The sequence below is a fragment of the Cupriavidus sp. genome (genome assembly GCF_057315035.1).
This window is the reverse complement of the sequence record NZ_DBHKYV010000015.1, coordinates 26,478-45,699: the sequence shown is the minus strand read 5'-3', so window position 1 is coordinate 45,699 and position 19,222 is coordinate 26,478. Positions and strand designations below refer to the sequence as shown.

The window sequence follows — 19,222 nt, the reverse complement described above, 5'->3', positions numbered from 1 at the left end:
CATGAGCACGTCTTCCACATCTTCCACCGACTCCCGGCAGGTTGCCGTCATCACCGGCGCGGCGCGCGGCATCGGCCTGGGCATCGCCACGCGTCTGGCTGCGTCGGGCATGGCCGTAGCGTTGCTCGATCGCGATGCCGCGGCGCTGTCAGATGCGGTGGCCGGCCTGATACACGACGGCCATCGGGCCATGGGCGTTACGGTCGACCTGACCGATTCCGCAGCGGTCAACCAGGCGTTCGAGCACGTGACCGCCACGCTGGGACCCGTCGATTGCCTTGTGAACAATGCTGGCGTGGTGCGCGACATGCGCTTTCTCAAGATGCGCGACGAGGATTGGGATGTAGTGGTCGATACCAATCTGCGCGCCCAGTTCCTGTGCTGCCGCGCCGCGCTGCCCGGCATGGTCGAGCGCGGCCACGGGCGCATCGTCAATATCTCATCGCGTGCCTGGCTCGGCGGCTTCGGCCAGGCCAACTACTCCGCGGCCAAGGGCGGCGTGGTCAGCCTGACCCGGTCGCTGGCGATTGAATTCGCGGCAAAGGGCATTACGGTCAACGCCATTGCACCGGGCATCGTCGACACGCCGCTGTTCCGGACCTTTGCGCCAGACGTGCAAACGCGGCTGCAAAAGTCGGTGCCGGTGCAGCGCATTGGCAGCGCGGAAGACATCGCCAATGCGGTCAGCTTCTTCGTCGACCCGGCGGCATCGTACGTAACCGGCCAGACCCTTTATGTCTGCGGCGGGCGCAGCCTGTCGTCGCCAAGTGTGTAAGGAGCCGCGATGACCGTACATATGAACCTCGATGGCGCAGTGGCCGTGTTGACCATCGACCGGCCCGACGCGCTGAACGCGCTGGACCTCACCACGTTGCGTGCATTACGCCAGCACCTTTGCGAAGTCCGCGACCGCCCCGACGTCCATGTCGCCGTTCTCACCGGCGCCGGCACGCGGGCGTTCTGCGCGGGCGCCGATCTCAAGGGTACCCAGTCATCGCCGGCCAGTTACGCCGAGGCGTTGTTCCAGGCTCCCGATCCCGCAGCCGAACTCGGCCTGTATATCCGGCTGATGGACCTGGGCGGCCTGCAATGCTGGAAGCCGACGATTGCGGCAATCAACGGGCACTGCCTTGGCGCAGGCCTCGAGATCGCGCTCCAGTGCGATATACGGGTGGCCGCCACGCAGGCCAGCTTTGGGCTGCCCGAGGCGCGTGTGGGCTCGATTCCCGCGGTCTCGGGACTGCATCGGCTGCTCAAGGCCGTGCCCTCGGCACATGCGATGCAGATGGTCCTGACCGGTGAGCGTATCGACGCAGCCGAGGCCGCGCGTATCGGGCTGGTTTCCGAAGTCGTTGCGTCGGAGCACCTGATCGATCGCGCACTCGCACTGGCACACAAGGTGGCAGGCAACGCGCCACTGGCCGTGCAGGCCGTGAAGAAGCTCGCACGCCAGACCGCACATCTGGGCGAGGCCGATGCGCAGGACCTGACCGAGCTCTACTGGGGCGCGCTGCGCGACACCGCGGACCGCATCGAAGGACGCAAGGCATTCGCCGAAAAGCGTCAACCGCGGTTCACCGGCCGCTAGACACTGCGCGCGGTTACCCACCATTACCGATTCCAACAAGACAGGAGACCAATATGAACATCCGATCCGCAACCCGCAGACTACGACATGTACTGCGCCTCGCCGGCCTCGTCGGCATCGCGGCCTACGCCGCCAGTGCTGCCGCTCCGGCCGCGGCGCAGGCACCGTTCCCGTCCAAGCCAATCACGCTCGTGGTGCCGTTTGCGCCAGGCGGCGGCAATGACATCCTGGCCCGGCTGATCGCACCGAAGATGAGCCAGCAACTCGGGCAACCGGTGATCATCGAGAACAAGCCCGGTGCCGGTGGCAACCTCGGGGCGGACTACGTCGCGCATGCCGCGCCCGATGGCTACACGCTCGTGATTGCGTCGAGCCAGGTCACGATGAATCCGTACCTCGACATGAAGGTGCCATTCAATATCGAGCGGGACTTCGAACCGGTCGGCCGCATCGGCTCGGTACCGCTGATGCTGGTATCGAACACCACGCAGCCGTACAAGACGCTGAAGGAATTCGTCGATTTCACCCGCGCCAATCCGGGCAAGGTCAGCTACAGCAGTCCTGGCCCCGGCACGCCGCAACACCTGGCTGGCGAGGTGTTTGCCAAACTCAACAAGACCGACCTGCTGCATGTGCCATACCGTGGCACGGGGCCATCGATCTCCGATCTGATGGGCAACCAGGTACAGGTCTCCTTTGCGACCTTCGCATCGGCCATCCAGTATGTAAAGGCTGGCAAGCTCCGTGCACTTGGCATCGCCGGTCAACGCCGGACGCCGTTGATGCCAGACCTTCCCACCTTTGCGGAAGCCGGACTCAAGGGATACGACGTCGAACTCTGGTACAGCATGCTGGCCCCGGCCAAGACGCCGCGCGCCGTGGTGGACAAGCTCAACAGTGCCTTGCTGGCCGCGCTGAAATCACCAGACCTGTCCGACCAGTTCACCCGGCAGGGATTCGAGGTCAAGGGCTCCACGCCCGATGAACTCAAGGCCTATATCAGCCACGAGCTCGCACGCTGGCAGCGCGTGATCTCAGAGAACCATATCAAGGTGTCCATGTGAACCCGCTCCTTCTCGACAACCCCCTGCTCGAATCGCTCGGTGTTGAGCTTATCGATGTCGGGCCTGGTACCTGCACTCTCGAACTTGCGATCGAACCGCGGCATCTGAATCGCCAGCGCACGCTGCAAGGCGGCGTGAGTGCCACGATGCTCGATGCGGCCTGCGGCTACGCCGGCTTGCAGCAGGCTGATGGTGCCTTGGGCCATGCCGTCACGTTGATGCTGTCGATCAGCTATCTCGGCAAAGTGAGCAGCGGGCGCGTACGCGCCAGCGCCACGGTCACCCACGCTGGACGCAATATCTATTTCTCGTCGGCCGAACTCGTTAGCGATACGGACGGATGCATCGCTACCGCACAAGGCACGTTCAAACGGGCACAGGAGTTACCGCCATGCTGAGTCATGCGCTCGAAGGACTGACCGTGATCGACTTCACGCAGATCGCCGCTGGGCCGATCTCCACCATGCTGATGGCTGACATGGGCGCGCGCGTGATCAAGGTAGAGCCGCCTGCCGGTGAACTCGGACGCGGACTCGGGCCGGGATGGATTGGAGACGAGGGTGGCAACGAGGCTAACAAGGAAAGCGCCTTGTTCCATGCCTTCAACCGGAACAAGGATGGTATTGCGCTCGATCTCAAGACGCCCGATGGCCTTGCGGTGGCGCGGCGGCTGATCGCCAGCGCGGATATCGTGGTCGAAAGCATGCGTCCCGGCGTGATGGAGCGGCTCGGGCTGGGCTATCCGCAACTGGCCGCCGAGCATCCGGCACTGATCTACTGCTCGATCTCCGCCTATGGCCAGACCGGCCCTTACGCGGACCGCGCCGGGGTGGACGGCATCCTGCAGGCCGATGCGGGACTGATGAGCCTGATCGGCATGGCGGACAGCGAACCATGCAAGGTTCAGGCGCCGGTGGTCGACGTGATGACCGGCTATGTGGCAGTGGTCGGCGTCCTCGCCAAACTGGCGCAACGCCAGCGCGACGGCAAAGGCGGCCATCTGGATGTGAACCTGCTCAACTCCGCGCTGGCGCTCCAGCAGTCGTCATTGACCAGCTACCTGGCCGACCGCGAACTGCCGGCACGCACGGGCAGTGCAGCGCCCTACTCGGCACCGAACCAGGCATTCCGAACCGCGGATGGCTGGATCATGGTGGCCGCCTACATGCCCGACCGCTGGCGCCGGCTTTGCGAGACGCTGGACCTTGGCGACCTGACCGACGACGCGCGTTTCGCGACCTCGCCCATGCGCGTGGCGAACCGTGCCGCGATGGTCGACGCATTGACCCGGCGGTTTGTCACGCGCACCACGGCGGCGTGGCTTGCGGCGTTGCAGGCTGTGGATATCCTCTGCGCGCCGGTGGCCACCTACGCCGATGTGGTGGACCATCCACAGGTAGCGGCTAACCGGATGATTGACGAGGTCGCGCATCCAACGCTGGGATCGATCCGCATGCCGGCCTTCCCGATCTGCAGTGCCAGCGCCAATGCACGGCCGGCGCGCCCGGCGCCTGCCTGTGGGCAAGATACCGCCACGGTCCTGCAGAGGTTTGGATTCGACGCGGAGCAGATCGCCACGCTGGCCGCGCGCGGCGCTATTGCTTGCCACGTTCGCGCGGACACGCCAGCCATGACGCCCTAGCCCGGGCTAGGCAGGCGGGTCCTGCTCGAACTGCGCGAGCAGCCATTTGCGGAACGTCGCCATGCTGGCGCTTTCGCTGCGGTCAGCAGGTGTGACAAGGTAGTAGGTAAAGTCGCCCATATCCACGGCCTTGCGGAACGGCGCCACGAGCTTGCCCGAACCAAGGTCGTCTTCCACCAGAAAGCGTTGCGCGATGGCGAATCCCTGCCCTTCGAGTGCAGCCGCATAGGCCATCGCCGAACTCTGATAGGTCATGCCGCTGCGCGCATCGACCTCGCCATCGACCTTCGCCGCAGCAAGCCAGCAGGCCCAATCGTCAGGACGTGCAATCGAGTGGAGCAGCACCTGGCGCTGCAGGTCCGCCGGCTTGCGGACTTTTTTTGCCACCGTCGGACTGCACACCGGCACCAGGATGTTGGATACCAGCCGGTGGGCATTCGCGCCGCTCCACTTGCCATCACCAAGACGTATCGCTCCATCGATGTCCTCGCGACGAAAGTCAACCGGGTCGAGCGACGCCGTCAGCAGCACCTCGATGCCGCTATTGGCCGCATGAAAGCTCGATAGCCGCGGAATCAGCCAGCGCATGGCGAACGTCGTGTAGGCCCGCACCTTCAATTGCGTGCGACGTGTGCGCCGTGTCAGACGGACCGTGGCTTCGCGCAGGACATCCATCGATTTGGTCACCGCTCGATAGTATTCCTCGCCCGCGCGCGTCAACGCGATCTGCCGGTGACCGCGCACCAGCAGTGCAATACCCAGTGCATCCTCGAGCGTGCGGATCTGGCGGCTGACGGCGCCCGGCGTGACGTGCAGCTCTTCGGCGGCAATCGTGATGCTCAGCCGGCGCGCCACCACTTCGAAGGCCCGGATCGCATTGAGAGGAGGAAGACGGTCCATGGCGTGGATTCTGGCATGTGGTTGAGAAATACTCAATCGAAGTGCGCTCCTTCATTCAGGCGCCCACACCACGCCGCCCCACGCCGCACCACGCCGGCTCACGCCGAGATGTAGAGACATTTACGCGCCAACGCAGGCCCAGCGCAGGCAATTACTCAGACCAGTCGAGCGTCCTTGAAAAAGTCGGCGATGTGAATACAGTTAGAGCGCACCGCCCCGCTCCCCGAAAGGAGAAAGCGCAATGGAAAGCCCCGCAAACCTGTCCGACGAACGCGCGGATGCCAGGCCTGACGATGGACGCGATGGACGCGATACATCGCCGGCCTATCCCCTGACACTGAACGTCAACGGCACCGTGCACCGCCTGACCGTTGCGGCCAATGCGATCCTGCTCGACACCCTGCGCGATCAGCTGCACCTGACCGGCACCAAGAAGGGGTGCGACCATGGCCAGTGCGGCGCGTGCACGCTGCTGGTCAACGGTGTCTCGGTCAACGCATGCCTCTCGCTATCCGTCATGCACGACGGCGACGAGATCACCACGGTCGAGGGACTGTGCACCGATGGCTGCCTGCACCCCGTGCAACAGGCCTTCTGGGATCACGACGCTTACCAGTGCGGTTATTGCACCGCAGGCCAGTTGATGAGTGCCGTGGGTATCCTGCAGGACCAGCGGATTCCACCCGACGATGCCGCGGTACGCGAGGCGATGAGCGGAAACATCTGCCGTTGCGGGGCATACAAGAACATTGTGGCCGCCATCCAGGATGCGCGCGGGAAGATCGGAAGGAAAGCCTGATGAGAAACTTCGACTATGCGCGGGCCGACAATGTCGAACAGGCCATCGCGCTTTACGCACGCGGCGGCACGGTCTACCTGGCCGGTGGAACCACCTTGCTGGACTTGATGAAGCTCGACATCATGCAACCGGCCCATGTGGTGGACATCCACAAGCTCGGGCTCGATCAGATCGAAATGCTCGATGGCAACCGGGTGCGGATCGGCGCGATGGTGAGCAACACCGAGCTCGCGCGACATGACCATATCCGCAAGCACTATCCGTCACTGTCGGAAGCGCTGCTGTCAGGCGCCAGCACTCAGTTGCGGAACAAGGCGACAACCGCCGGAAACGTGATGCAACGCGCGCGCTGTGGCTATTTCCGCGACGGCATATCGCCTTGCAACAAGCGCGAGCCGGGGTCCGGTTGCGCCGCCATCGATGGTTTGAACCGCAACGTGCATGCCGTGCTGGGCGGCAGCGCGCAGTGCATCGCCGCCCACCCGTCGGACATGTGCGTGGCCATGGTGGCGATCGGCGCCACGGTTCACGCCCAGGGCCCGCAGGGCAAGCGCGATATCGCATTCGCGGACTTCCACCTGTTGCCAGGCGACACGCCATGGAAGGAACACGCGCTGGAGGCCGGCGAGATCATCACGCACATCACGCTGGATGCCCCTATGCCAGGCGCAAGATCCGCTTACCTGAAACTGCGTGACCGCGGCTCGTATCAGTTCGCGCTGGCGTCCAGCGCCGTGGTGATCGCACTCGATGGCGGGACGGTCCGCGACATCCGCATCGCGCTCGGGGGTGTCACCACCAAGCCGTGGCGAGCGGTGGAGGCCGAGACCGTCATGCGCGGCAAGCCAGTATCCGAGGCCCTGATTCGCCAGGCAGCCGCCGCTGCGATGTCGGGCGCGCGCTCCTACGGGCAAAACGGCTTCAAGCTCCTGCTCGGCCAGCAGGCCGTGATCCGCAACCTGACACGCCTGACCGCGTGACGCCACGCGCTTCGTCGCCGCAAGGGAGATCAGCGTGAACAACACTGCTATCGGCGCATCACCGCGCCGCATCGACGGCCGGCTCAAGGTGACCGGCGGCGCACTGTACACGGCCGACCGTGCACTGCCCGGCATGCTTCACGCCTACGGGGTGTTCAGCACCGTTGCCAGCGGCCGTATCGCCGGCATGGAACTGGACGACGCCCGCCGCGTACCCGGCGTAGCGGAAATCCTGCACCACGGCAATTTTCCAAGGCTCTACCGGACACCGAAGAGCCCCATATCGTTTGACACGATCCTGGTCGCATCGATCACCGACGAACACCGGCTGCCGTTCGAGGACGACACGATCCACTATGGCGGTCAGATGGTGGCGCTGGTGGTCGCCGACACGTTCGAGCATGCGCGCGAAGCTGCCTTTCGCATCAAGGTGCAGTACGAAAGTGGCGAGGCGATCATCGACCTCGAGCACGGCATCGAGGCCAACGGCCTGCAGGAGGCTGGCCAGGCCTATTCGCGCGGCACGCCGGAGTCCGCTTTCGATCATTCAGCGGTCAAGGTCGATGCGGTGTACCGTACGCCCGTGGAGGTGCACAACCCCATGGAAATGCATGCCACGCTGGCGTGGTGGGATGACGAAGCCTTGCATCTGTACGAGGCCACCCAAGGGGCGACCGTGCATCGCAATACGATTGCGCAGATCTTCGGCCTGATGCCAGAGAACGTGACCGTCGATGCACCGTTTATCGGTTCCGGCTTCGGTGCGAAACTGTTCCTGTGGCCGCATTCGGTGGCGGCCAGCGCCGCCGCGCGGATGACCGGTCGTCCGGTCAAGCTGGTGGTGCCGCGCGCGGCAATGTTTACCACCACGGGGCAGCGGCCGGAAACGCGCCAGCGCATGCGCCTGGCCGCCGGTGCCGATGGCAGGATCACATCGATCCGGCACGAGTCCGTCAACACCACGTCGTTTATCGACCAGTACGTCGAAAACTGCGGCGGCATGACCAAGAGCCTGTACGCATGCCCCCATGTCATGGCCAGCCATCACACCACCAATGTGCATCGCGGTGCGCCAACTTCGATGCGGGCTCCGGGGGCGGCACCGGGCCTGTTCGCGCTGGAATCCGCGATCGATGAACTGGCGCTGGCCTGTGGCATGGACCCGCTGCAGTTTCGTCTTGCCAATATCTCCACGCGAGATGAAAGCATGGACCTGCCGTGGTCCAGCAACCACCTGCGCGAAGCCATCGTGCAAGGCGGCCGCGCTTTTGGCTGGGACAAGCGGGATCCTCGCCCTGGCTCGATGGTCGACGGCACTGAAGTGGTCGGCTATGGCATGGCGGTATGCAACTGGGACGCATGGCGCACGCCCGCCGAGGCGCGCGTGCACCTGAACAGCGATGGCACGGCATCGGTGACTTGCGCCATCCAGGATATCGGCACTGGCATGTACACAATCGTGGCGCAGACGGTAAGCGATCTGACAGGATTGCCGTTCGAGAGAATCGACGTCCGCCTCGGCGCTTCGTCATCCCCCGCTGCGCCGGTGGCCGGTGGATCCTGGGCCACCGCCAGCGTGCTGCCCGCCGTGGCCGAGGCCACGCGTGTCGCGATTGCCCAGCTTTGCGCGTTCGCAACGCAGGACGGCGCGATGTTCACCGGCATCGCACCCGAGGCACTGAAACTGCAGGATGGCCAACTGACCGATGGCCAGCGCACCGTCGACTATGCGTCGATCCTCACCAGCCAGCGCTTTGCCAGCGCCGAAGGCTTTGCGCGTACCGGCGGCGCATCGAACCTCGACAAGGTGTCGTACATGTCGTTTGGCGCCCATTTCGTCGAGGTCCGCTGGGACCCGGGAATCTCGCGCCTGCGCGTCTCGCGCGTAGTCAGTGCCATCGATGTCGGCCGCGTCATCAATCCGGTCATGGCACGCAACCAGGTGGAAGGCGCCATTGTGATGGGCGTGGGCATGGCCCTGTTCGAGGCTGCCGAGTACGACGAACGCAATGGCATGCCGGGCAACAACAACTATGCCGAGTACGCGGTGCCGGTACACGCCGACCAACCGGAAATCGACGTGATACTGCTTGACTACCCCGACCTCGGGTTCAACGAGTTCGGCGCGCGCGGCATCGGGGAGATCGGCATTACGGGCTTGGCCGCAGCCGTTGCCAACGCCGTGTTCCACGCGACCGGCAAACGCATACGCGAACTTCCCATCACCAAGGAGAAGCTGATGGAATGAAGCGGGAATGATGCAGACGGTAGCCGCAGCCGATTGCCGCGGCGCCGTACCTTACTTCCAGAACCCTTCATGCGGCCGCGCCGCTTCGTCCTCGAGCATCGGACCGGCCACCTTCACGCGGCGTTGCCCCCGCGCAAAGACTTCGCGACATGGTAGCGAGAAGGTCGGATTCTCGGGATGATCGCCGGTCAGGCCCAGTAGCGCATGTTCCGACAGCGCGTAGACCACGCGCCCGATGCCGGTCCAGTAGATCGCGCCAGCGCACATGCAGCATGGTTCGGCACTGGTGTACAGCGTGCAGTGCGCCAACTGTTCCGGCGTCAGCGCACGGGCGGCCGCCGCGGCAGCCACAAGTTCCGCATGCTGGGTCGGATCGCCTTCCGGCGGCATCGAGTTGTTGCCTGCGGCAGCGATGATATTGCCTGCCTCGTCGGCGACGAGTGCCGCAAACGGATGGCGCCCGCGTTGTTTCGATTCGTCCGACAATGCAATCGACTGGCGCAGCAGATCGAGATCGAGTTGCGAGACGGTATCGGGTACGTCCGGGTTCCAGTTTGTCATGGAGATTTTCAGTCAACAGAATTGGGTTGAATGGTTGCCGACTGCAGTTTCGCATATCGATCGACGGCCAGGATGGTTATCGACATGCGGTAATCATCGTTAGCAATGCAGCGCTGGTTGGATACGCTGAGAGGCTTGAATCACGCCGATCCATCGTACCGCCATGCCACAAGGCACCGGACAACTTGCCCTCGGGGCCTTTCTTTACCCCTCCGGCCATCACATTGCCGCCTGGCGTCATCCGCAGGCCCGGGCGGACGGTGGCACGGACTTGCGCTTCTATGCCGACCTTGCGCGGGCCGCGGAAGCCGCAAAGTTCGACCTGATTTTCCTGGCCGATGGTGTCGGCACGCGCGGCGACAACGTCGAGTTCCTGAGCCGCGTGGCCCACAACTACCAGGCGCAGTTCGAGCCGATCACCTTGCTGTCGGCGTTATCGGTCGTCACCGAGCGTATCGGCCTCGTGGCCACGGCGTCAACCTCGTTCAACGAGCCGTATCATATCGCGCGCAAGTTCGCGTCGCTCGATCATCTGTCCCGCGGCCGCGCCGGCTGGAACGTGGTCACCACAGGCAACGATCACGAGGCCCGCAATTTCAACCGCGACCACAACTTTCTGCACGCCGACCGCTACACGCGCGCCACGGAGTTCGTCGACGTCGTAACAGGACTATGGGATAGCTGGGAAGACGATGCCTTCCTGCGCGACAAGTCCGCTGGCGTCTATTTCGACCGCGACAAGCGCCATGTACTGCACCACAACGGCGAGCATTTCAAGGTGCAGGGACCGCTCAATGTCTCGCGCCCGCCGCAAGGACACCCGGTGGTCGTGCAGGCCGGATCCTCCGAAGCCGGCAAGGAGCTTGCGGCGCGAAGCGGCGAGGTCGTCTTCACGGCCCAGCAGACCCTGGATGAAGCGGTCGCGTTCTACGCCGACCTCAAGTCACGGCTGCCCCGTCATGGCCGCACGGCTGATGACCTCAAGATCATGCCGGGCGTATTCCCCGTCGTGGGTGCATCCGAGGCGGAGGCGCAGGAAAAATTCGAGCAGTTGCAGGCGCTGATCGACCCTGTGGTGGGATTGACGCTGGTTTCGAACCTGACCGGCGGGTTCGATCTGTCGTCCTTTCCGCTCGACGGACCGATTCCCGACCTACCCGAAACCAATGGCACCAAGAGCCGCCAGCAGCTGGTGGTGGACCTGGCCCGCCGCGAGAACCTGACGATTCGCCAGCTCTACCAGCGCGTGGCCGGCGCGCGCGGGCATTGGCAACTGGTGGGCACCGCGACGCAGATCGCCGACCAGCTCGAAGAACGATTCCGCCACTACGGCGCGGACGGCTACAACATCATGGCGCCGTTCCTGCCCGGCGGGCTGCACGACTTCATCCGGCTGGTACTGCCGGAACTGCGCCGCCGCGGCCTGTTCCGCACCGAGTACACGGGTTCGACACTGCGTGAGCATCTCGGGCTGAAACGGCCGCCACATCCCGCCACCGTTGCGCCGCAAGCTTCCGAGCTTGCATCGCCGCTTATCACCTGAGCGGCTAACGACATGACGAATCGGCAGTTCCGGTTGCAGGGTTATCAACCTACGATGACCAGTCTCCTTCATGCATCCAATTCCAGTCCCATCCGATCGTCATGCGTTTCTTTCCTGCCTTCCCCGCGCCCGTGCGCGCCGCACTAGTGGCGCTGGCAGCGCTGCCCGTACTTCACGTCACCGCCGCGACCGCGTCGGCACAACAACCGTTCCCGTCGAAGCCGATCAATTACGTGGTGCCCTATACGCCCGGCGGCACCAATGACAACGTTGCCCGGATCATCACCAAGCGTCTGGCCGAGAAAGCCGGACAGCCGGTGGTCATCGAGTACAAGGCCGGTGCGGGCGGCACGCTCGGCGCGGGCTATGTGGCTGCGTCGCCGGCAGATGGCTACACGTTGCTCAATACGTCGATTGGCAATCTCGCTATCGCGCCGCAACTGATGACCGTTAGGTTCGATCCATTCCACGATCTCGTTCCCGTAGCCTATATTGGCAACTCGCTTGCAACCGTGGCCATCAACCCGTCGTTGCCGATCCGCACGCTACCGGAACTGATCGCTTATGCGCGCGCCAATCCTGGCAAGCTCACGTTTGCCAGTTCGGGCAACGGCACGCCGGGGCACCTGGCCGGCGAACTACTCAAGCGTCAGGCCGGCATCGACATCCGCCACGTGCCCTACAAGGGCAGCGCACCCGCCGTGGCCGATGTGGTAGCCGGTCACGTCGATCTGGTATTCGATCCGCTCAGCACACAGTTCATCAAGCAAGGCAAGCTGCGCGCGCTGGCCTACTTCGGCGGCGCACGTTCGCCGGACCTGCCGAACGTGCCCAGTATTCGCGATGCCGGCGTCAAGGGCTGGGAAGACTCCCTGGCCGGCGCGTTCTTTATCACCGCCCCTCGCAACGTTCCGCCCGACGTGCTAGCGAAACTGCGCCAGTGGATTGGCGAGATCCTGGCCGAGCCGGATACCGTAGCCGCACTGAGCCGCGTCCAGGTGGACGTGCAGATCCTGACGCCCGAGCAGACCTCGCAACGGATCCGCCAGGTGCACGAGATTGCTGCGCGCGTGGTGGCTGATCGCACCATGCAGGGCAATTGAGCCGGGACGATCATGAAACTCGGATTGTTCCTGCTCGCGGCCGGGCATCATGCGGCCGGCTGGCGGTATCCCGGCGCCGAATCCGGCACCGAGAATATCGACCTGGTGGTGCGCATGACCCAGGCCGCCGAGCGCGCGAAGTTCGACATGGTGTTCTTTGGCGACCGTCTGCTGACGTCCGCCGACGCCCATCCGTCCATGATCACGCGGCCCGATCCACTGGCGATGCTGGCAGCGCTGTCGATGGTGACCACGCATGTCGGGCTGGCCGCCACCGCATCCACAACCTATAGCGAACCGTTCAACCTTGCGCGCACGCTGGCTACCGTCGACAAGCTGTCGCACGGCCGCGCGGCGTGGAATATCGTGACCACCTTCGCCGATGGCTCGGTGAATTTCAGCCGCAGCCGCCACCCCGATCATGACGAACGCTACGCGATCGCGGAAGAGTTTGTCTCGGTGGTGAAGGGACTCTGGCGCTCTTGGGACCGGGATCCGTACGTCCAGGACAAGGCGCGCGGCGTCTATATCGACACCGCCAAGATGCACGCACTGAACCACGAGGGAAGGCATTTTTCCGTCGCCGGTCCGCTTAACGTCACCAACAGCGAACAGGGCCAGCCCGTGCTGATTCAGGCCGGCTCGTCGGGCCCCGGACAGGCATTGGCCGCGCGCCATGCCGAAGTGGTATTCACCGCGCAACAGGATCTCGATTCGGCGCTTGCATTCGCTACCGGTCTGCGCCGGCAAGTGGCGGAGGCGGGACGCGATCCACGGCACTGCCTGATCATGCCGGGCCTGATGCCGATCATTGGTGCGACCGAGGCGGAGGCCCATGGCAAGCTCGCGCAACTGCAATCCTTCACGGACCAGTCGAACGCGCTTGCCATCCTGGCCGAGCAACTTGCCGTCGATGTTTCCGGCTTCGCGCTCGATGAGCCGCTACCAACTTTACCCACCGACATCGTCGTGCATAGCCGCAGCGCGCTGCTGATCAAGCTGGCGCGCGAACGCAACCTGACGCTGCGCCAGCTCTATCACCTGGTGGCCAGTGCGCGCGGCCACCAGATCGTGGTCGGCACCGCGGCGCAGATCGCCGATCACATGATCGAATGGGTCGAGGCTGGTGCAGCGGATGGCTTCAATATCATGCCCGCCTACTTCCCCGGTGGATTCGCAGACTTCACGCGCGAGGTTGTGCCGATCCTGCAGGACCGTGGCGCGTTCCGGCGCGACTATGACGGTCGTACGTTGCGCGAGCACCTTGAGTTGCCGAACCCGCAGTGAGGCGGGTGGCCGCCCACGAGATCGAACCTCAACCAACACGGAGACATTGCCATGACCGACCTTCTCGACTGGTTCACGGCCACTTGCGTGGTGGTGCTCGTCTACGTGGCACTGCGCCATCCGCTGTACCCGCCGCACAAGGACGGCGACGCCTCGGATCGACCGCCGTTCAATTGAGCGCGCAAGTCCGCCGTGCATATCGAAGTACGAAAAGATTTGTTCGTATCGCGCGTCGCACTCCATAAGCTGGTTGGTCCGTGACATCGCTTAATCGCTTTACTACATGCCGACATCGTGTCGGCAGGCGCGTCCGGGCTTATACCTGCCTTCATCATGCTGCGCCGCAGACTGCTTCACTCCGTGAAATTGCTGAAATCCGCACTGGTCGCCTTTGCCTACGCCAGTTGCGCCACGCCTGCCTTCGCCAATACACCGGCCGACACGTTTCCCGCAAAGACGGTCCGCATCGTCGTTCCGGTGGCCGCTGGCGGCAGCGCGGACAAGCTGGCCCGCACGCTGGCACAAAAGCTCAGCGAGCGCTGGCACCAGAGCGTGGTGGTTGAGAACGTGTCGGGCGCCAGCGGTACGATCGGCGCCGGCCAGGTAGCCCGCGCCGCGCCGGACGGCTACACGCTGCTGCTTGGCGGCGAAGGCGTGACGTTGAACGCGTCACTGTTCAAGCGGCTGCCCTACGACACCCACCATGCATTCCGCGGCGTAATCAAGGCCGTGGTCAGCCCCCAGATACTGGTGGTGCGTCCCGACCTGGGCGTGCGGACCTTCAGCGAATACCTTGCGCTGACGCGGCGCAAGCCTGGCGAACTCGCATTGGGACTGCCCGGCAACGGCGGCATCGCTCACGTCGCGCATGAGATGCTGTCGCGCCAGCTCGGCATCGCGGTCAACTACATCCCCTACCCCGGCGGTGGTCCCGCAACGCTCGATCTGCTGGGCGGCCATATCGATGCCACGCTGATCACGCTGGCCGCCGTTTCCGACTATGTGCGCAACGGGCGCCTGACCGCACTGGCCGTGACTACGCCGTATCGTTCGAAGGCGCTGCCGCAAGTACCCACCATGGCCGAGGCGGGCGCACCGGGCTTTGCCGTGGAAAGCTGGCAAGGCCTGCTGGCGCCAGCCAACACACCAGCTGAAATCGTCGATCGCATCAATCGCGACGCCACGGCCGTGCTGGCCCAACCGGCGACGAAGCAGCAGCTCGAAGAAGCCGGCTTCGTCGTGGTTGCTTCATCGGCACAGGCACTCGATGACACGTTGTCGAAGGACTTGCCGCGCTATGCGGCGGTCATTGCGTCATCGGGCATCAAGCTGAACTAGTAGCGAACCCATATCCACAAGCCTTATCCGGCTACCCAGCACTAACTTTCCTACGCCTTATGAAAACCACTCACACGCTGCGCGCCATCGCGGCGCTCGCTATTACCACGCTTACGGCCTTCGCTACCCAGCCGGCACGCGCCGATGCCACGCTCGACAAGATCAAGCAGCGCGGCAAGGTCGCCATCGGCGTGCTGGTCAACGGCGGACCCTTCGGCTCGATCGATCCCGCCACCCAGCAACTGGTTGGCTGGAATCCGGAACTCGCGCGAGACCTGGCCAAGCGGCTCGGTGTCGAGGCCGAGCTCGTACAGGTCAATCCGTCCAACCGCGTGCAGTTCCTGCAGCAAGGCAAGGTCGACCTGCTGATCGCCTCGATGGAATACAACGCCGATCGCGGCGAACTGCTCTCGTATGCCCCGACGCCGTTCTATCGCGTGGGCGGTACCGCAGCGGTGCTCAAGACCAGCGGCATCCACCAATGGGAAGACCTGCGCGGCAAGACCGTATGCGCATCGCAAGGCAGCAGCTTCGTGAAACCGCTGCAGGAACAGTATGGCGCGCAGGTACGCGGATTCAAGACCGCCTCCGAATCACTGCTGGCGCTGCGCGGCGGACAGTGCGTGGCGGCAGTCCATGACGCCACGCTGATCCACCCACTGCTGCGTAGCAATGCGGAGTGGACCAACTACACCGCACCGATCCCAACGGAAATCCTGCCCGCGCCATCGGTGGTCTGGGCACGCAAGGGCGATGCCGATACCGTGGCAGCCGTGGACAAGGTCGTACAGGAGTGGCACCGCACGGGCTGGCTGATCGGCACCGAAAAGCGGCTCGGCATCACGCCGCCGCAGCCGCTGCTGCCCGAACTGCAAGCAAAATACAAGGGCTGAGCGCGAACACATGATGAACAGGCATCTCGTATCGGCCACCCTGCTTTTAGGCGGCATCGCCATAGCCCACACGGCGTGGGCTGACGCCACGCTCGACAAGATCAGGCAACGCGGCAAGCTGTCGGTGGGCATCGACGGTCCCAGTCCGCCCTTCGGCATTCTTGATACCGCCACCGGCAAGACCGGCGGCTACCAGACCGAACTGGCCGCTGATCTTGCGCGACGCCTGGGCGTGGAGTTGGAAACCGTCCCCGTGACCGCCTCCACGCGCGTGCAATTCCTGCAGGCGGGCAAGGTCGACCTGCTGGTGGCCAATATCCAGTGGACGCAGGAACGCAGCGAAATCCTGAGCTTCGCACCCACGCCATACGACCTTGTGGGCGGAGCGGCCATGGTCTCGAAGCAGAGTGGCATCAAGCGCTGGGAAGACCTGCGCGGCAAGGTCGCCTGTGTATCCCAGGGAAGCAACTTCGCCAAGCCACTGGCCGAAAAGTATGGCGCCATCGTCAAGGGCTTGCGTGGCATTCCGGAATCGCTACTGGCACTCAAGGGCGGCACCTGCGCCGCATCGGTGCATATCCAGCCGGCGCTGTACCAGACGCTGAGCGGCCCCAACAAGGCCGAGTGGACCGCATTCACGCTCGCCACCGACGACCAGTTGATTCCATCGCCTACCGTGGTCTGGACGCGGCGCGGCGAACAGGACACGGTCGCCTTCGTCGACAAGGCCATCCGCGACTGGCACCGCAGCGGCTTCCTGCTCAACGTGGCACGCAAGTCCGGCGTGCCGGACGGCGCCTATATCCGGCCCGCGCACGACCATGCCAAACAGGGCAAGTTCGATGTGGCGCCCCAGGACTTCGCGGTCTACACCGAAAGCCGCCCATGATCGATGCCTGGCTTGTCTCCATCGTTGCCGCGCTCAAGCCGCTGGGCCTCAACTATGCCTTCGTGCTGGATCACACCGAGCGCACGGCGTTTCTTCATGGACTGGTCGTCACGCTGCAACTGTGCGCGCTGACCATCCCCTGCAGCCTGCTGGCCGGGGCCATCCTGGCCGCGCTGCTGACGTCAGGCAAGGCAACCCTGGCCACGCCGGCGCGTGCGTTCGTCGAACTGACGCGCAACACGCCTACGTTGGTACAGCTGTATTGCGGCTTTCTGGTGCTCAATATGCTGATCACCCAGCATCTGAACAGCCTGGGCAGCAGTAATCCGCTTACGCCGTTCTTCTGGGTCATCGCCGTGGTATCGCTGCACAAGGCCGTGTTTCACGCCGAAGCGCTGCGCGCCGGTATCGAGGCCGTGCCGCGCGTCACGCTCGAAGCCGCGCGCTCGCTGGGCTTCTCGCGCCGCCAGCTGTTATTGCAGGTGGAATTGCCACTGGCGGTGCGCTTCGCGCTGCCCGCGCTGGTCAACAACCTCGTAGACCTGGTCAAGATGACCGCGGTCGCATCGGCCATCGCCGTGGGCGATGTGACATACGAGTCAATCATGATCTGGACCCAGCGCGACAACGTGCTGGAACTGCTGCTATTGATCCTGTCGTTCTTCGGCGTGCTGACCTGGCTGGTCAGCCGCACGGGCCGCTGGCTGGAACTACGCCTAAGGATGCCCGGCTATGGCCAGTAACCCGCTTGCCCTACCCTGGCGCCCCGCGCCACGGCCCGTCAGGGATGTCCTGCGTAGTCCATGGGCGCTCGCGGCACTGTGCGTGCTGGCCATCGTCGGATTCTGGACGGCCACCGGCAGCACCCCGGCCGCGTTCCGCAACCTCTGGACGTGGTCGCCCGCGCTGCTGCGCGGCATGTGGGCCAACATCGAGATCAGCATCCTGGCGATGGCGCTCGGCACGCTGGCTGGCCTGCTGATCGGCGCGCTGTCGCTGTCCACGCAAGGCTGGGTACGCCATGCGGCGCGGCTGTGGGTCCAGGCGTTCCGCAACGCACCGATCCTGGTGCTCGTGTACTTCACCACCTATGTGTTCCCGTTCGAGTTGCACATCGGGCAGTGGACAGTGCCGTTTCCCGACTGGATCAAGGTCGTGCTCGGCCTGGCGCTGCCAGCCAGTGCCAATGTGGCGGAGATCTTCCGCGGCGCCATCCAGTCGATCCCGAGCGCGCAGTGGGAGGCAGCCCATTCGCTGGCCTTCCGGCGCCGCCAGATCTTCCGGCTCATCGTGCTGCCGCAATGCGTGCGGCGCATGCTGCCGCCGTGGATGAACCTTTACGCCAGCATCACCATGAGCACGTCACTGGCCTCGCTGGTTGGCGTACACGACGTGGTCGATACCGCCCAGGTGGCCAGCAATACCGTGGCCCGCACCGACTTCACGGTGCTGGTCTATTTCACGCTGCTGGCCCTGTTCTTTGCCTATTGCTATCCGATCGCGCGCGCCACGCGCGCGCTGGAGCGTCGTCATGACCGCCACTGATTCCTTCTTGCGTAACCACCAGACTTCAGCGCCAGCCACGCCGCTCGTTGCGCTACGCGACGTGCACCTGAGCTTCGGCGACAACACCGTGCTCAAGGGCATCGATGTCGAAGTCCGGCGTGGCGAGGCCGTGACCATTATCGGGCCGTCGGGCTCTGGCAAGAGCACGATCCTGCGATGCATCACCGGATTGCTGCGCCCGCAGACCGGGCAGATCCGCGTTGGCGATACCGCAGTGGAAGCATTGCGCACCGAGGACGAGTTGATCGCGCTGCGCAAGCGCGTGGGCTTTGTGTTCCAGCAGTACAACCTGTTTCCGCACCTGACCGTCCTCGAAAACCTGGTGATCGCCCCCACGCGCGTGATTGGCCGCAGCCGCCGCGAAGCCGAGCAGGAAGCCCATGCGCTGCTGGGCAAGGTACGGCTGTCCGACAAGGCCCATGCCTATCCGGGCGAACTGTCGGGCGGCCAGCAGCAACGCGTGGCCATTGCGCGGGCGCTGGCGATGCGGCCCGAACTGATCCTGTTCGACGAGGTGACATCCGCGCTCGACCCCGAAACGGTTGGCGAAGTGCTGACCGTGATCCGCGAACTCGTGGAAGACGGCATGACCTGCGTGCTGGTCACCCACGAGATGCGCTTCGCCGCCGAGATCAGTGACCACATCTATTTCACCGAGGCCGGGCGCATCGTCGAACACGGCCCGCCCGAGCAGATCTTTGGCAACCCCGGCCACGAACGCACGCGCGCCTTCCTGCGTCGCGCGCTAGGCGCCATCCCGCGCCTGCCCGCCGAATTCAATGCGGCGTTCGCGCCGGCACCTGCAACCCTTCAAGCCTGAC

Annotated in this window: 20 protein-coding genes; 18 read left to right on the top strand and 2 right to left on the bottom strand. The window is 64.4% G+C overall.

Going from position 1 to position 19,222, the window contains the following annotated elements; all coding sequences use genetic code 11:
* The first annotated feature begins 1 nt into the window (after position 1).
* Genes ACO550_RS18915 through ACO550_RS18895 form a run of 5 tightly spaced genes read left to right on the top strand, consistent with a single transcriptional unit; the run spans position 2 to position 4,294 of the window.
* A complete protein-coding gene (locus ACO550_RS18915) occupies positions 2–775 on the top strand; it encodes a 3-oxoacyl-ACP reductase FabG (RefSeq protein WP_315594009.1) in 774 nt (257 codons plus the stop codon).
* Between the two features lie 9 nt (positions 776–784).
* Positions 785–1,588: an enoyl-CoA hydratase/isomerase family protein gene (locus ACO550_RS18910; protein WP_315594008.1), complete on the top strand. Its 804-nt coding sequence runs from the start codon at positions 785–787 to the stop codon at positions 1,586–1,588.
* A 53-nt stretch (positions 1,589–1,641) separates the two neighbouring features.
* A complete protein-coding gene (locus ACO550_RS18905; protein WP_315594007.1) occupies positions 1,642–2,652 on the top strand; it encodes a tripartite tricarboxylate transporter substrate binding protein in 1,011 nt (336 codons plus the stop codon).
* The gene (locus ACO550_RS18900) at positions 2,649–3,050 is read left to right on the top strand and encodes a hotdog fold thioesterase (protein WP_315594006.1); all 402 of its coding nucleotides are present in this window, start codon (positions 2,649–2,651) and stop codon (positions 3,048–3,050) included. The genes ACO550_RS18905 and ACO550_RS18900 overlap by 4 nt, the downstream gene beginning before the upstream one ends.
* Positions 3,044–4,294 carry a CoA transferase gene (locus ACO550_RS18895; RefSeq protein WP_315594005.1) on the top strand — a complete coding sequence of 417 codons (1,251 nt, stop codon included), beginning with the start codon at positions 3,044–3,046 and terminating at the stop codon, positions 4,292–4,294. The genes ACO550_RS18900 and ACO550_RS18895 overlap by 7 nt, the downstream gene beginning before the upstream one ends.
* A gap of 6 nt (positions 4,295–4,300) precedes the next feature.
* Here ACO550_RS18895 and gcvA read toward each other — a convergent pair whose 3' ends face one another.
* Positions 4,301–5,194 (bottom strand): transcriptional regulator GcvA, encoded by an 894-nt coding sequence (gene gcvA / locus ACO550_RS18890; protein ID WP_315594004.1) that lies wholly within the window; start codon positions 5,192–5,194, stop codon positions 4,301–4,303.
* 241 nt (positions 5,195–5,435) lie between these two features.
* Between gcvA and ACO550_RS18885 the strand changes: the two genes are divergently transcribed.
* From ACO550_RS18885 to ACO550_RS18875, 3 genes are read left to right on the top strand one after another with little or no spacing between them, the layout of a single operon-like run.
* Positions 5,436–5,993, top strand: coding sequence for a (2Fe-2S)-binding protein (locus ACO550_RS18885; protein ID WP_315594003.1), 558 nt, complete (start codon positions 5,436–5,438; stop codon positions 5,991–5,993).
* Positions 5,993–6,973, top strand: a complete 981-nt coding sequence (locus ACO550_RS18880) for an FAD binding domain-containing protein (protein WP_315594002.1) — start codon at positions 5,993–5,995, stop codon at positions 6,971–6,973. Before ACO550_RS18885 ends, ACO550_RS18880 begins: the two co-directional genes overlap by 1 nt.
* A gap of 34 nt (positions 6,974–7,007) precedes the next feature.
* On the top strand, positions 7,008–9,221 hold the full coding sequence (locus ACO550_RS18875) for a xanthine dehydrogenase family protein molybdopterin-binding subunit (protein WP_315594001.1): 2,214 nt from the start codon (positions 7,008–7,010) through the stop codon (positions 9,219–9,221).
* Positions 9,222–9,272: 51 nt separating this feature from the next.
* Here ACO550_RS18875 and ACO550_RS18870 read toward each other — a convergent pair whose 3' ends face one another.
* Positions 9,273–9,782 carry a deaminase gene (locus ACO550_RS18870; RefSeq protein WP_315594000.1) on the bottom strand — a complete coding sequence of 170 codons (510 nt, stop codon included), beginning with the start codon at positions 9,780–9,782 and terminating at the stop codon, positions 9,273–9,275.
* 163 nt (positions 9,783–9,945) lie between these two features.
* Between ACO550_RS18870 and ACO550_RS18865 the strand changes: the two genes are divergently transcribed.
* The 10 genes from ACO550_RS18865 (at position 9,946) to ACO550_RS18820 (ending at position 19,221) form a co-directional block, all read left to right on the top strand.
* Entirely contained in the window at positions 9,946–11,325 is a 1,380-nt protein-coding gene (locus tag ACO550_RS18865; protein WP_315593999.1) for an NtaA/DmoA family FMN-dependent monooxygenase, read from the top strand.
* 101 nt (positions 11,326–11,426) lie between these two features.
* Complete coding sequence (locus ACO550_RS18860) at positions 11,427–12,428, top strand: tripartite tricarboxylate transporter substrate binding protein (protein ID WP_315593998.1); 1,002 nt, start codon at positions 11,427–11,429, stop codon at positions 12,426–12,428.
* A 12-nt stretch (positions 12,429–12,440) separates the two neighbouring features.
* Positions 12,441–13,715 (top strand): LLM class flavin-dependent oxidoreductase, encoded by a 1,275-nt coding sequence (locus ACO550_RS18855; RefSeq protein WP_315593997.1) that lies wholly within the window; start codon positions 12,441–12,443, stop codon positions 13,713–13,715.
* Between the two features lie 51 nt (positions 13,716–13,766).
* Positions 13,767–13,892, top strand: coding sequence for a hypothetical protein (locus ACO550_RS18850; protein ID WP_315593996.1), 126 nt, complete (start codon positions 13,767–13,769; stop codon positions 13,890–13,892).
* Positions 13,893–14,048: 156 nt separating this feature from the next.
* Positions 14,049–15,053, top strand: a complete 1,005-nt coding sequence (locus ACO550_RS18845) for a tripartite tricarboxylate transporter substrate-binding protein (protein ID WP_315593995.1) — start codon at positions 14,049–14,051, stop codon at positions 15,051–15,053.
* 59 nt (positions 15,054–15,112) lie between these two features.
* On the top strand, positions 15,113–15,946 hold the full coding sequence (locus ACO550_RS18840; RefSeq protein ID WP_315593994.1) for a transporter substrate-binding domain-containing protein: 834 nt from the start codon (positions 15,113–15,115) through the stop codon (positions 15,944–15,946).
* 13 nt (positions 15,947–15,959) lie between these two features.
* Positions 15,960–16,835, top strand: coding sequence for a transporter substrate-binding domain-containing protein (locus ACO550_RS18835; RefSeq protein WP_315594103.1), 876 nt, complete (start codon positions 15,960–15,962; stop codon positions 16,833–16,835).
* Positions 16,832–17,578, top strand: a complete 747-nt coding sequence (locus ACO550_RS18830) for an amino acid ABC transporter permease (RefSeq protein WP_315593993.1) — start codon at positions 16,832–16,834, stop codon at positions 17,576–17,578. The genes ACO550_RS18835 and ACO550_RS18830 overlap by 4 nt, the downstream gene beginning before the upstream one ends.
* On the top strand, positions 17,568–18,380 hold the full coding sequence (locus ACO550_RS18825; RefSeq protein WP_315593992.1) for an ABC transporter permease subunit: 813 nt from the start codon (positions 17,568–17,570) through the stop codon (positions 18,378–18,380). The genes ACO550_RS18830 and ACO550_RS18825 overlap by 11 nt, the downstream gene beginning before the upstream one ends.
* A complete protein-coding gene (locus ACO550_RS18820) occupies positions 18,367–19,221 on the top strand; it encodes an ATP-binding cassette domain-containing protein (RefSeq protein WP_315593991.1) in 855 nt (284 codons plus the stop codon). The genes ACO550_RS18825 and ACO550_RS18820 overlap by 14 nt, the downstream gene beginning before the upstream one ends.
* The last annotated feature ends 1 nt before the right edge of the window (position 19,222 follow it).

What these genes read in the sequence shown, in the direction of transcription:
- ACO550_RS18915 (WP_315594009.1), top strand. Translation starts at nt 2, where the DNA reads ATGAGCACGTCTTCCACATCTTCCACCGACTCCCGGCAGGTTGCCGTC.
- ACO550_RS18910 (WP_315594008.1), top strand. Translation starts at nt 785, where the DNA reads ATGACCGTACATATGAACCTCGATGGCGCAGTGGCCGTGTTGACCATC.
- ACO550_RS18905 (WP_315594007.1), top strand. Translation starts at nt 1,642, where the DNA reads ATGAACATCCGATCCGCAACCCGCAGACTACGACATGTACTGCGCCTC.
- ACO550_RS18895 (WP_315594005.1), top strand. Translation starts at nt 3,044, where the DNA reads ATGCTGAGTCATGCGCTCGAAGGACTGACCGTGATCGACTTCACGCAG.
- gcvA (WP_315594004.1), bottom strand. Translation starts at nt 5,194, where the DNA reads ATGGACCGTCTTCCTCCTCTCAATGCGATCCGGGCCTTCGAAGTGGTG.
- ACO550_RS18885 (WP_315594003.1), top strand. Translation starts at nt 5,436, where the DNA reads ATGGAAAGCCCCGCAAACCTGTCCGACGAACGCGCGGATGCCAGGCCT.
- ACO550_RS18880 (WP_315594002.1), top strand. Translation starts at nt 5,993, where the DNA reads ATGAGAAACTTCGACTATGCGCGGGCCGACAATGTCGAACAGGCCATC.
- ACO550_RS18870 (WP_315594000.1), bottom strand. Translation starts at nt 9,782, where the DNA reads ATGACAAACTGGAACCCGGACGTACCCGATACCGTCTCGCAACTCGAT.
- ACO550_RS18865 (WP_315593999.1), top strand. Translation starts at nt 9,946, where the DNA reads ATGCCACAAGGCACCGGACAACTTGCCCTCGGGGCCTTTCTTTACCCC.
- ACO550_RS18860 (WP_315593998.1), top strand. Translation starts at nt 11,427, where the DNA reads ATGCGTTTCTTTCCTGCCTTCCCCGCGCCCGTGCGCGCCGCACTAGTG.
- ACO550_RS18855 (WP_315593997.1), top strand. Translation starts at nt 12,441, where the DNA reads ATGAAACTCGGATTGTTCCTGCTCGCGGCCGGGCATCATGCGGCCGGC.
- ACO550_RS18850 (WP_315593996.1), top strand. Translation starts at nt 13,767, where the DNA reads ATGACCGACCTTCTCGACTGGTTCACGGCCACTTGCGTGGTGGTGCTC.
- ACO550_RS18845 (WP_315593995.1), top strand. Translation starts at nt 14,049, where the DNA reads ATGCTGCGCCGCAGACTGCTTCACTCCGTGAAATTGCTGAAATCCGCA.
- ACO550_RS18840 (WP_315593994.1), top strand. Translation starts at nt 15,113, where the DNA reads ATGAAAACCACTCACACGCTGCGCGCCATCGCGGCGCTCGCTATTACC.
- ACO550_RS18835 (WP_315594103.1), top strand. Translation starts at nt 15,960, where the DNA reads ATGAACAGGCATCTCGTATCGGCCACCCTGCTTTTAGGCGGCATCGCC.
- ACO550_RS18830 (WP_315593993.1), top strand. Translation starts at nt 16,832, where the DNA reads ATGATCGATGCCTGGCTTGTCTCCATCGTTGCCGCGCTCAAGCCGCTG.
- ACO550_RS18825 (WP_315593992.1), top strand. Translation starts at nt 17,568, where the DNA reads ATGGCCAGTAACCCGCTTGCCCTACCCTGGCGCCCCGCGCCACGGCCC.
- ACO550_RS18820 (WP_315593991.1), top strand. Translation starts at nt 18,367, where the DNA reads ATGACCGCCACTGATTCCTTCTTGCGTAACCACCAGACTTCAGCGCCA.